Origin of the sequence: Pseudohalioglobus lutimaris, assembly GCF_002866825.1 — a bacterium.
GTDB lineage: Bacteria > Pseudomonadota > Gammaproteobacteria > Pseudomonadales > Halieaceae > Halioglobus > Halioglobus lutimaris.
On the sequence record NZ_PKUS01000002.1, the window covers coordinates 452,575 to 464,381 of the forward strand.

The following is an 11,807-nucleotide window of genomic DNA, read 5'->3' on the forward strand; positions in this document are numbered from 1 at the left end:
TTATCAGGTTCCCCAGACTTTCTGGGCCGGTGTTTCTTTCTCCAGTAGCACTTTCATGGCCTCACCCACTTCCGCCGGCGGCCAGGGGCCATTGCGATCCACACCGTCGGTGGTGCGCCAGCCGTCACATATACAGATGCGACCGCCCTCTGCTTCAAATACACGCCCGGTAACCTGCGCTGCCTCGGCACTGGCAAGCCATGCCAAAAGATTGGACACGTTCTCGGGGGCGAAGTGATCGAAGCTGCCGTCTTCGGGCTTTTTCATGCGCTCGGCCATCTCGGGTACGGCGCTGGTCATGCCGGTGCGCGCTGAAGGCGCCACGGCATTGGCGGTAATATTGTAACGACCCAGTTCTGCGGCCTGATTCAGGGTCAGCGCGGCAATACCGGCCTTGGCGGCGGCATAGTTGGACTGGCCGATGGAGCCCTGCAGGCCGGCGCCGGAGGTGGTGTTGATGATGCGCGCATCCACTTCCTTGCCTTCTTTGGACTGTCCGCGCCAATAGTGCACGGCGTGGGAGCTGATGCAAAAATGCCCTTTCAGGTGCACGCTCATGATGGTGTCCCACTCGGCTTCGGTCATGGAAGCGAACATGCGGTCGCGGTTGACGCCGGCGTTGTTGAGCACGATATGCAGGTCACCGAAGCTGTCTATGGCCTGTTTGACGGCGTTCAAGCTATCGTCGTAGTTGGTGATGTCGGAGCTGTTGACGACGGCTTTGCCGCCGGCGGCGATTATCTCGTCGACCACGACCTGGGCGGCCTCGGTGTTGATGTCGTTAACGACTACGGCGCAGCCTTCGCTGGCGAAGACGTGGGCGTGGGCTGCGCCCAGACCGCCGCCGGCGCCGGTGATGATGGCTACTCTTCCTTCCAGGATTCCGCTCATTGTTTGCTTACCTCATATTGGTTCGTGTTTGTTCCTAGCCCGCGCCCTGGACTGGAGTATTGCTCCCCGGAGTCGCAAAGGCGCCATCCGTGGCAGCTCGGGCTCGCACATCCCTGTGCTCGCACGCTCCGGGAAAGCACCTCCAGCCCCGGACGCTGCTATTTTGCTCGTTAGCCCAGGCGCTCCAGGATCGTCACATTTGCCTGGCCGCCGCCTTCGCACATGGTCTGCAGGCCGTACTTGCCGCCGCTGCGCTCCAGTTCGTGCAACAGGGTGGTCATCAGTTTGGTGCCGGTGGCGCCCAGCGGATGACCGAGGGCGATGGCACCGCCGTTGACGTTGGTTTTGCTGTAGTCGTAACCGGTTTCTTTCAACCACGCCATGGGCACGGAGGCGAAAGCTTCGTTAATCTCCACCAGGTCGATATCGTCCAGCTTCATGCCGGACTTCTTCAGGGCGTACTCGGTGGCCGGAATGGGCGCGGTGAGCATCCAGATGGGATCGGCGGCGCGCACGCTCATATGGGCGATGCGGGCGCGGGGTGTCAGATTGTAGCGCTTGAGCGCTGCTTCGGACACGACCAGCACGGCGGATGAGCCGTCGCAGGTCTGGCTGGATACGCCGGCGGTCACTTTGTCGCAACCAAACAGGTAGTCCAGCTCGGCCATTTTCTCCAGGGTGGTCTGCCGTGGGGTCTCGTCCATGGTGACGCCTTCCAGCGGGGCGATTTCTCGATCGAAGCGGCCCTCGCCTATGGCTTTCAGGGCCCGGGTGTGCGACTCGAGGGAGAATACTTCGAGTTCTTCTCGGCTGAGATTCCAGTGATCGGCGATCATCTGCGCGGAACGGAACTGGGTGGGCGGGGTGTCGCCGTAGCGCGCGACCCAGCCGGCGGATCCGGTGAAGGGGTCGCTGAATCCCATGGGCTCTGCGGCAGTCATCGCCGAGGAAATCGGGATCTGGGTCATGGTCTGCACGCCACCTGCGATGACCACGTCGTTGACACCGGCCATAACGGCCTGCGCGGCAAAGTGCACGGCCTGCTGTGAGGAACCGCACTGGCGATCTATGGTGGTTCCGGGCACTTCGTCGGACAGGCCGGCGACCAGCCAGCAGGTGCGAGCGATATCACCGGCCAGGGGCCCGATGGTGTCCACACAACCGAACATGACGTCGTCATACTCGTTATCGGGAATGCCGTTTCGGTCAACCAGTGTCTTGATCACGTGGGCGCCCAGGTCAGCGCCGTGCACGTGTGCCAGGCCACCCTTGCGGCGCCCGGTGGGGGAGCGTACTGCGTCTACGATATATGCATCTGCCATAACTTGTTCCTCTTCTTCTGGTTCTCTATCCGCAGCCGAATAGCCTGTTTACTCTTGATGCACCACGCCTCTATCGAGTGTGGTCATCACCGGGTGTTCACGATCTTCAAAAGGTAGCGCCGGCACCCAGTACCGCGCCTTCCGCGAAAATGTGCTCGCCTATGCGCGTTTTGTGAAAACCCGCGTCGCCCCAGGTGTTCGCCAGTGCCCAGGCCTTCTTCATAAAGATGTGCAGGTCTACTTCCCAGGTGTAACCCATGGCGCCGTGCACCTGTATGCAATTCTTCGCCGCCAGTTTCGCAGCGTCACAGGCAACCAGTTTGGCGTGTGACACGGCATGGCTGGCAATCGGCTCGCCGGCAGCCACGCTATAAGCGGCGCGGTGCACGGGCGCCCTGGCGTATTCCAGGGACACTGCCACGTTGGCCATATGGTGCTTGACCGCCTGGAAGGCACCGATAGCCTGACCGAACTGCTGACGTTCACTGGTGTATTGCACAGAGATATCCACCATGCGCTGCGCCAGTCCCAACGCCTGGGCCGCACAGCCAAGGGCGCCGCGATCCAGGGCGCCTGTCACCAGTGCCTGCGCCTGCTCTCCCTCTGCGACAACGGTTGCAGAATCTGACACTTCAACGGCATAGAGCTTACGCGATGGGTCTACTGATTCGTTGTGACGCAGTTCAACCTGCCCCGGCGTAGCGGCGACAATGCTGTCGCCACGCTGCAGCAATAACAGGTCGGCCACATGCGCATCCTCTACCAGCAGGTTCTGCTCCAGGCCTACGACAACTTTCGCTTCGCCGGCGGCAATTTTCGGCAACCAAAGATCAGCCAGTTCGCCGCCAATCTGGCAGAGCAATGGCACGGCGACCATGGCGGTATGCACCAGCGGCTCAGGTAGGGCCACATAGCCGCACTCCTGGGCCAGCAGCACAAAGTCGAGCTCGCTCATCCCCAGACCGCCGTGTGCCTCGGGCACAGTCAAACCGGTGAGGCCCATCTCCGCGAGCTGATTCCACAGGGCACTGTCACGACCGTCGTCTGACTCCCAGCTGGCGCGAATGCGCTCGGGCGTCACTTCGTTAGTCAGGAAGTCCTTCACGGACTCCTGGAACAGCAGCTGATCTTCGCTAAAGGTAAAATCCATAACTTACTTCCTCGGCATTCCCAGCATTCTTTCGGCAATAATGTTGCGCTGCACTTCGTTGGTCCCGGCGTAGATGGGCCCGGACTGGGCGAACAACCAGCCGTCCAGCCAGCTGCCCACGCCCCGCGCGTCGGGCGCATGGGGCAGCAGTTCCGCGCGGGCGCCAAGAATGCTCATCGCCGTGGCGTGCATGTTCTGGTCCAGTTCAGACCAGAATATCTTGTTGGTCGATGACTCCGCGCCGATCTTGCCGCCCTTGTTCAAGCGGCAGGCGGTTTGGTAGGTGGTGAGGCAATAGCTTTCGGCATCCAGGTAGGCACGCATCACCGCATCACGTACCGCGGGATCGCTATCGGCCGCAGCCTGGTTCTCGCGGTAAAGCTCCACCAGGCGACGGGCGGTTTCCTGGAACCGCGCGGGAGAGCGCAGCATCAGGCCGCGTTCAAAGCCGGCGGTTGCCATGGCCACGCTCCAGCCGGCGCCTTCGTCGCCGAGGCGGTTCTCTACTGCCACTTCCACATTGTCGAAGAAGATTTCGGCGAACCCGGGCAGGCCATCGAGCTGCGGTATCGGGCGTACCGTGATTCCCGGCGTGTCCAGTGGCACCAGAATGAAGGTAAGCCCACGATGCCGCTGGGAATCCGGGTCGGTGCGGAACATACCAAAACACCAGTCCGCCCAGACCGCGCGGGTAGACCAGGTCTTCTGGCCGTTGATAATGTACTTGTCACCCTCCAGCCTCGCGGTGGAACGTATTGCCGCCATATCGGACCCGGCATTGGGTTCAGACCAGCCCTGTGCCCAGACTTCCTCGCCGTTTGCCATCTTCGGCAGAATGCGTGCTTTCTGCTCTTCGGTGCCGTACTCCATGAGCGTGGGGCCAAGCAGGAAGATACCGTTCTGGTTTACCCGCAGGGGCGCACGCGCCTTGTAGTACTCCTCCTCGAAGATAAGCCACTCAATCAGGTCGCAGGCGCGCCCGCCAAGCTCTTCCGGCCAGGTGACCATGCCCCAGCGGCCTTCATTGAGTTTTGCTTCCCATTCACGGTGCGCTGCAAAGCCTTCGGCTGTATCGAATGTCTGTAATGCTTCGGCGGGAACATTGTCCGCCAGCCAGCTGCGCACTTCCTCGCGAAAGGCGTTCTGTTTGTCTGTGTACGTCAGGTCCATGATGATCCTTTTACTGTTTGCTGCGCGGGAATAACACGATCAGAACTTTGCATCGCGTTTCTGCACGAACGCGTCGCGGGATTCCTGGGAATCGCCCATGGTGTAGGCCTCCAGCGTAAAGCCCTGCTCCCAGCGGTACTTGTCTTCCAGGTTGCCGTCTTCAATACCGGTAAGGGCTTCTTTGGCCAGCCTCACCATTGCCGGCGACTTTTCCGCAATTTTCGCGGCGATCTCGCGCGCGGCGGGTAACAGTTCATCACGGGGAACGACTCGCTCCACCGCACCCAGGCGATAGGCCTCCTGCGCGTCGATAAACTCACCGGTGAAGTACATGTACCGTACTTTCTGCACCGGGAACATGCGCTGCAGGTGAGCGCCGCCGCCCATGGCACCGCGGTCGATTTCGGGTACACCGAATCGGGCGCAATCGGAGCAGAGAATGATATCCGCTGCGCCCGCCATGCCGATGCCGCCGCCGAGTACGAAGCTGTGCAGCGCCACAATGACCGGCTTGGGATTGCGATGGATGGCGCGGAAGGTCTCGTAGTTGCCCTTGTTCACATCCACGATCTTGCTGCCGTCTGCAGCCAGCTCCTTGATATCAACACCGGCGCAAAAGCCCTTGCCTGCGGCAGCGATAATAATCACGCGCACGTCGTCGTTTTCACCCAGCGCGTCGATCTCGTCGGCGATGGCGAACCAGCCCGCGCTATCGAACGCATTGACCGGCGGGTGATCAAGAATCATCTCGGCAATGCCGTTGTCGATGGCGGTATTGAATGGCTTGGACATAGTCAGGGTCTCGTCTGTCAGTTCAACCGGCGCGCTGCGCCAGCACAGCCAGGCGCGATTCCGCCTCGGCTACAATGGAGTTAATCAGGTCTTCACAGCTGAGCAGTTCGTCGATCACGCCAGCTACCTGGCCAGAAGGCAGCACGCCGTGAGCAGGCTGACCGTCCACCATGGCTTTCTGGATAATCATCGGGGCATTGGCCGACATGATGGCCTGCGCTGTGGTGATGTCGTCGTCCTTGTGCATCTGCCAGGCAGACTGCAACAAGCTGAGGAAGGTGGCGCCGGTATGTTTGCGGAACGCCATACCGTTGCGCATGGCTATCATCAGTTTCTTCAGCGGGCCGGCTTTCTCCAATTCGGTCAGCAGCTCGTTCATGATCATGCGCTGGGGGAGACCGTCCATGGCTTTGGAAACGATAATTTCACCCGGGTTTTTACAATCCACGTACCGCTGCAGAGTCTGCCTGGGCACCGGGCTTTCCTCGGTCATCAGGAAACGTGTACCCATGGCAATACCATCGGCACCCCAGGCCAGGGCCGCCACCAGGCCGCGTCCGTCCTTGAAGCCACCGGCGGCGACTACCGGCACCTTGCCGCCCACCGCGTCGATCACCTGCGGGATCAGCAGAGTCGTGGGCACCGAGCCGGTGTGACCACCGCCCTCCCCGCCCTGCACAGTTACAACATCGGCACCCAGCTCTACCGCCTTGATGGCATGCTTGGGCAGGCCCACGGTGGGCATACAGATCACCCCTGCATCCTTGAGCTTGGCAATAAACTCGGGACCGGGAGAACGCGAATAACTCACCGCCCTGACGCCATGGCGAACCACCATGTCGACAATGTCCGCCGCGTTGGGCTGATACATGTGAAAGTTCACGCCGAACGGTTTGTCGGTGAGCTCTTTCACCCGCAGGATATCCCGCTCCATCTCATTGGCAGGTATGGTGGCACCGGCGAGAAAGCCAAAGCCGCCGGCATTACAGCTGCCGGCAACCAGCTTCGGGTCGGCCACCCATCCCATCGCTGTCTGCACGATGGGGTACTGGCAGCCCAGTAATTCAGTAAGGCGCGTTGCTAGCATCCGTCAGTCCTCGATTCAGGCGAAATCCGCAGCGGTGCGCACGCCGGGGGGATTATCCTTGATCTGGTAAGCGCGCTGGTTGTGCGGGTCCAGGGCAGCAATAATGTCCAGTTGGGTCTGGGTGGGTGCCGCTGTCACCGGCACATCGCCCTCCACGTGAACCGGGTAGCCGGTGCTTTCCTGAACCTGCTCCAAAGAGACACCGGGGTGCAGCGAGACCAGACGTATCTGGTGATCGGGGCCACGGAAGTCCATGACACACAGGTCCGAGACGATCAGGCGGATATCGACATCGTCGAGGCTGTGGCCCTTGGGCAGACGCGCCGGGTTATAGCCGATGGAGGAAACAAAATCGCACTCGCCATCCATAAACACACGGGTGTTGTGCGCGGGGACAAAGAAGCTGTTGGGATGAGATATGGAGTTACCGGGAAAACCCCGGGCACCCAGCATCATCACCTTGGGGGCCTCGTAGGTTCCACCCAGGGCGGAGGTATTGGTCTGCCCGAACTTGTCGATCTGGGTCGGTCCCAGCATGGCGTGACGCTTGCCGCTCCACACGTTGTCGAAGATCCGGGAGAAACCCATCCAGCTTTCACAGGCCGGCACAAAGTCATCGCCGCGCTTGCCCAGCGGGTTGGGCTCACTGAGCATCCAGGCCTCGGAGTCCGTCATCATCATGTCGGGATTGATGGTTTTCATGGCGAGGCTGGCGGCCAGGCGGGGAATCACGCCAATACCGGTAGCCAGCACTTCGCCGTCATTTTCAAACGCTTTGCTCGCCGCCACGATGCACAGTTCAGCGAGGGTGTAGTCAGTTGCTGCAGTCATTTGCTCTCTCCTTCGCCGTTCAGTATGTGGGCAGTTCAATAGCGCGGATGGCGTCAAGGCCGCCCACGTTCTGCTGGTATTCGTCTTCCGAGCCGCCCAGGTACTTGTCCAGGTAGCCCTGGAAGCCACTTTCCTCTTTCGCGGAACCGGTATAGGCCTTGAAGTGAGGAACGTCGAAGCCATAGAGAGGTGTGCAGGAACTGGGATGTGCGCCTCCGGGAATGTGCACCACGCCGGTGGTCTGGCTGCGCTCCCAGTGCACCAGGCGCGCTTGCGCGGGATCGTGGAAAAAACTGGTCTCTACCAGTTCGTCGCAGGAAACGTAGGTTTTCTGCGCCGCCCGGGCGAACCAGTCGTCCAGATAGTGATCGGGGCCGGCGATCTGGCAGACGCCGCGATTGTCGGCGCGGTCAGCATGAATCAGCGATGCGTCGAGCTTTAGCGCCGGCATGGCGACCCACTCCTTGTCGTCGTAGGGGCTGTCTATCACTTTGATATCGGGGTTACGATTGATGACATCGGTACCCAGACCCACTTCTGTGGGAATGTAGGGCAAGCCCCAGGCAGCAGCGCGCAGACCCAGCAACATCATGCCCTCGTCGATCTCCATCACCTCGATGGACCCCGACTGGCGTGCCTGGCGGAAATACGGTTCAAGTGGAATAAAGTCCAGCGAAACAAAGGCGAAAACCACTTTCTTCACCTTGCCTGCAGCGCAGAGCATACCAACGTCGGCACCGCCATAAGCGACGATAGTCAGGTCCTTGAGGTCGGAGCGGAGTATCTCCCGCACCAACGCCATGGGCTTGCGCCGGGGGCCCCAGCCACCGATACCGATGGTCATGCCATCTTCGAGGCTGGCAACAACTTCTGTTGCCGTCATTTGCTTGTTCATCTGCTTTCCTTCTTAACTGACGATCCGCGCCATGCGGTAATCGTGTTTGACGAAATTAACACCCAGGGTGCTTTCAGCCCGACGCACACCCGGTATACAACTGATATTGCTGTGCACGAAACGAGCGAGATGCTCGGTATTGCGCACCATTGTAATGGCGAGAATATCGGAACGCCCGAGCATGACCGCAACAAATCCCAGTTCCGGAATACCGGACAGACGCTGGGCAACTTGCCTGGCCTGATCAGTGCGTTCTACCTCGATCCAGATATAGGCCAGCGTCGCATTCTGCAGTCGATCAATATTGGTAACCGCGGTGATACGAATCTGGCCCTCCTCCTCCATACGCTTGATGCGAGCGCGCACCGTTCCTTCACTGACTCCCAGGTGCTCTGCGATCTGGCTGTTGCTGATACGCGCATCCGGCGACAGTCGTTCAACGATAGCCTGGTCTACCGAATCCAGCTTACGCGTCATAGAACGGTACCCAGTCCGGCTGGTTTTTCAACACATCGACCGCGAGTGCCGGCGTCAGGCGACGCACACCGGGAATACCGCCCAGGGTTTCCGCCAGCAGCTCATTGAGGCTGGCCGGGTCGCGCGCCATAACCAGTATTTCCACATCGTGGTTGCCCACCGCCACATTCACCGAAAAAACCTCGGGAATTCGCGCCAGGTCCTCGGCGACCGCTTCCGGAGTACGACCTTCCACCTGCACGCCCACAGCCAGCAACATATCAAAGCCCGCTGCCTGCGTGTCGGTAACAGCAACCACACGCATGGTGTTACTGTCTTCCAGCCGCTTGACCCGCGCGCGCACGGTATTCTCCGTGACACCCAGTTCCCGGGCGATAGAGCGATAGGGCATGCGACCGTCTTCGCGCAACAGGTCGATAATGCCCTGATCGATCTGGTCCAGTTCAACCGGGGCGGTCACGGCGGAGGCAGCCGGGCTGTTCACTACGAGCTCCCGGCGGCGAGCTCGCGCAGCTCATTCTTCAACACCTTGCCACCAGCGTTCATCGGCAACTCATCGAGGAAATGCACAGTGCGGGGCACCTTGTAATTGGCCATGTTCTCACGCGCCCAGTCCACCACTGACTGTGCATCCAGCGTTGCACCGGGCGCTTTCACGATATAAGCCTGTGCCACTTCGCCCATGCGTTCATCGGGCACTCCGATCACCGCAGCCCGGGCCACGCCGGGCATGCTGCACAGTATGTTTTCGATCTCCGCCGGGTAGGTATTGAAGCCTCCCACGATGAACATGTCCTTGATCCGGTCGGTAATGCGCACATAGCCATCCGCATCCATCACTCCCACGTCACCGGTCTTCAACCACCCATCAGCGGTAATGGTGCGTGCCGTCTCTTCCGGGTTATCCAGGTATCCGCGCATCACATTGAACCCACGAAACCATATCTCGCCTTCTGCACCAGTGGCGACGGCGTTACCATCCCGATCAACGCATTTCATTTCCACGCCATCCATGGCGCGGCCAGAGCTGTGCGAAATGCGTTCGGCACTGTCATCGGCGCGACAGATGGAAACAACACCACAGGACTCGGTGAGTCCATAGGCAGTCACCACAACTTCGAAGCCCAGCTCACTGCGCATTTGCTCCACCAGCGCCACCGGCACAGGCGCTGCCCCGGTTACCGCCAGGCGCAGGCTGGAGAGGTCATAATCCGCCCGGCGGGGATGGGCCAACAGCGACTGGTAGATAGTGGGCGGCCCCGGAATCATGGAAATGCGGTCACGGGCTATCTGCGCCAGCACCGCGTCCAGATCGAAACTTTTTACCGGCAGTATATGCGCACCGCGAATGATCGCCGCCAGCCAACCGGCCTTGTAGCCGAAGGAGTGGAAAAACGGATTGATCACCAGGTAATTGTCGTCTGCACGCATATCGACCGTGGCGCTCCAGTTCTCGAAAGTGCGAATATTCTGGCCGTGGCAGGTCACCACGCCCTTGGGGTTACCCGTGGTACCGGAGGTAAACAGGATATCCAGGGTATCGTCGGGGGTGATGGCATCCGCACGTCGGGCAACCTCGTCTTCGCCCACTGCCTCGCCGGCGGCGAGAAAGGCTTCCCAGTCCTCGCAGCCCTGGCTTGCGGCAGCGCCGCCCTCCAGTAGCACCGTACGTTGCAACGCCGGCAGGTCCTGCCCTTGCAACAGGTCCGGATAATTCACTCCCAGGAAGTCACCTACGGTGAACAGCAGTTTTGCACCACTGGCCCTGAGCACGTAGGCAGCCTCTGCACCCTTCATGCGGGTATTCAGGGGAACCAGCACACCGCCCACACTCTGGGCGCCGATAGCGGCGATGACCCATTGATAGATATTGGGTGCCCAGATGGCGATGCGTTCGCCGGGCTCAAGACCGGCGGCTATGAAGGCGCGGCCAGCCGCAACACGGGCGGCATCCAGCTGGCGATAGGTCAGGCTCACATCGCCGTCAGTGATTGAAGGACGTTCGGCAAACGCCTTCGCTGACTGGGAAACCAGCTGAGGAAGGGTTCTCGCCTGATAAGTGTCTGCTGCCATGCGGTGCGCGTGCTCCAGAACGTTGTGAGACCTGCATATTAGTCAGTACCACGCATGAGAACAAGCGGTATTCGTAATATATGGTTTAATATTTTACGAATACCGTCAGTTTCGCAGCATTTCGAACCAGGTATGCGTAGCGGCATTGGACGAAGCAAAGCCGATAACAGGGTCGCTTGAAGCGAGCCACAGTTCCCATGGAGACGGGCGTACAGCACATGCCTGTATTGCGCTGATGGCGGTCTGCACGGGGGTAACAAGCAATCCACCCCCTGCGACCAACTAGATTTGAACCAATTCCCAGGTCAGGTCCTCGGAATGCTGCAGCGCGCGATTTTCCTGGTGCAACTTGATCAGGTGGGCACTCATGGAGAGCTTGGCCATCTCGTGCAGACTCTCGTCCACATCGTCGTACACCACCTTCACCAGCGTATCGAGGCCAGCCCTGCCAGTAGTGCGTAATCCCTTGATCACCTTGCTCTCCCGCTTCAAGCGGTGATTGACCAGCCATTCGACCACCGCACGGGAATCCTCCATGACCTCACCATGCCCGGGAGCAATCAGGCGCAGGTCATAGCGCAATAGCAGTTGCAGTGATTCGATATACGCTTTCATATCACCACTGGGCGGTATGATCACCACGGTGGAACCGTTCATGATGTGATCGCCGGCAAACATCATGCGCTCCTCTTCAAGGTAGAAGCAGTAGTGATTGCTGACATGGCCGGGGGTATGCACAGCGCGCAGGGTGAACTCATCGGTCGCCAGCACGTCATCGTGCGTCACCTTCCAACTGGGGCGGAAGGTATCGTCCTGAAACATATCGTCCGCGGGCAACGCCCCCAGCACCTCCGCGCCGGTAGCCTGGTGCAGCGCCTGCCAGGCAGGTGAATGATCAGGATGGGTGTGGGTACATACAATCCACTTGATGCGCCCGGCTCCCGCTTCCAGGATGGCGTCTATGTGCTCAGTAATGGCGGGACCGGGGTCCAGTACCGCTATCTCTTTATCGCCAAGCAAATAGGTGTTGGTACCCGCACCAGTCATCACGCCCGGGTTCGGCGCAACGATGCGCCGGACTCTCGGGTTCAGCCGAAAGGCGATGCCGTGATCAAGCAT

The 11,807-nt window shown here is 60.1% G+C and carries 12 protein-coding genes; all 12 read right to left on the bottom strand.

Annotation, left to right across the window (positions count from 1 at the left end):
• Nucleotides 1-3: 3 nt before the first annotated feature.
• The gene (locus tag C0039_RS04295; protein ID WP_101517330.1) at nucleotides 4-891 is read right to left on the bottom strand and encodes an SDR family oxidoreductase; all 888 of its coding nucleotides are present in this window, start codon (nucleotides 889-891) and stop codon (nucleotides 4-6) included.
• 170 nt (nucleotides 892-1,061) lie between these two features.
• Nucleotides 1,062-2,213: an acetyl-CoA C-acetyltransferase gene (locus C0039_RS04300; protein WP_101517331.1), complete on the bottom strand. Its 1,152-nt coding sequence runs from the start codon at nucleotides 2,211-2,213 to the stop codon at nucleotides 1,062-1,064.
• Nucleotides 2,214-2,319: 106 nt separating this feature from the next.
• Entirely contained in the window at nucleotides 2,320-3,363 is a 1,044-nt protein-coding gene (locus C0039_RS04305; protein WP_101517332.1) for an acyl-CoA dehydrogenase family protein, read from the bottom strand.
• A gap of 3 nt (nucleotides 3,364-3,366) precedes the next feature.
• Nucleotides 3,367-4,533: an acyl-CoA dehydrogenase family protein gene (locus tag C0039_RS04310; RefSeq protein ID WP_076000357.1), complete on the bottom strand. Its 1,167-nt coding sequence runs from the start codon at nucleotides 4,531-4,533 to the stop codon at nucleotides 3,367-3,369.
• 39 nt (nucleotides 4,534-4,572) lie between these two features.
• Nucleotides 4,573-5,325: an enoyl-CoA hydratase family protein gene (locus C0039_RS04315; protein WP_076000356.1), complete on the bottom strand. Its 753-nt coding sequence runs from the start codon at nucleotides 5,323-5,325 to the stop codon at nucleotides 4,573-4,575.
• A 22-nt stretch (nucleotides 5,326-5,347) separates the two neighbouring features.
• A complete protein-coding gene (locus C0039_RS04320; RefSeq protein WP_101517333.1) occupies nucleotides 5,348-6,412 on the bottom strand; it encodes an NAD(P)H-dependent flavin oxidoreductase in 1,065 nt (354 codons plus the stop codon).
• A 15-nt stretch (nucleotides 6,413-6,427) separates the two neighbouring features.
• Nucleotides 6,428-7,243, bottom strand: coding sequence for a CoA-transferase subunit beta (locus tag C0039_RS04325; protein ID WP_101517334.1), 816 nt, complete (start codon nucleotides 7,241-7,243; stop codon nucleotides 6,428-6,430).
• A gap of 19 nt (nucleotides 7,244-7,262) precedes the next feature.
• Nucleotides 7,263-8,138 (bottom strand): CoA transferase subunit A, encoded by an 876-nt coding sequence (locus C0039_RS04330; RefSeq protein ID WP_076000353.1) that lies wholly within the window; start codon nucleotides 8,136-8,138, stop codon nucleotides 7,263-7,265.
• Between the two features lie 12 nt (nucleotides 8,139-8,150).
• Nucleotides 8,151-8,615, bottom strand: coding sequence for an Lrp/AsnC family transcriptional regulator (locus C0039_RS04335; RefSeq protein WP_101517335.1), 465 nt, complete (start codon nucleotides 8,613-8,615; stop codon nucleotides 8,151-8,153).
• Nucleotides 8,605-9,099 (bottom strand): Lrp/AsnC family transcriptional regulator, encoded by a 495-nt coding sequence (locus C0039_RS04340; RefSeq protein ID WP_101517336.1) that lies wholly within the window; start codon nucleotides 9,097-9,099, stop codon nucleotides 8,605-8,607. Before C0039_RS04340 ends, C0039_RS04335 begins: the two co-directional genes overlap by 11 nt.
• Complete coding sequence (locus C0039_RS04345; protein WP_101517337.1) at nucleotides 9,099-10,688, bottom strand: FadD3 family acyl-CoA ligase; 1,590 nt, start codon at nucleotides 10,686-10,688, stop codon at nucleotides 9,099-9,101. The genes C0039_RS04340 and C0039_RS04345 overlap by 1 nt, the downstream gene beginning before the upstream one ends.
• A 282-nt stretch (nucleotides 10,689-10,970) precedes the next feature.
• Complete coding sequence (locus tag C0039_RS04350) at nucleotides 10,971-11,807, bottom strand: MBL fold metallo-hydrolase (protein WP_076000349.1); 837 nt, start codon at nucleotides 11,805-11,807, stop codon at nucleotides 10,971-10,973.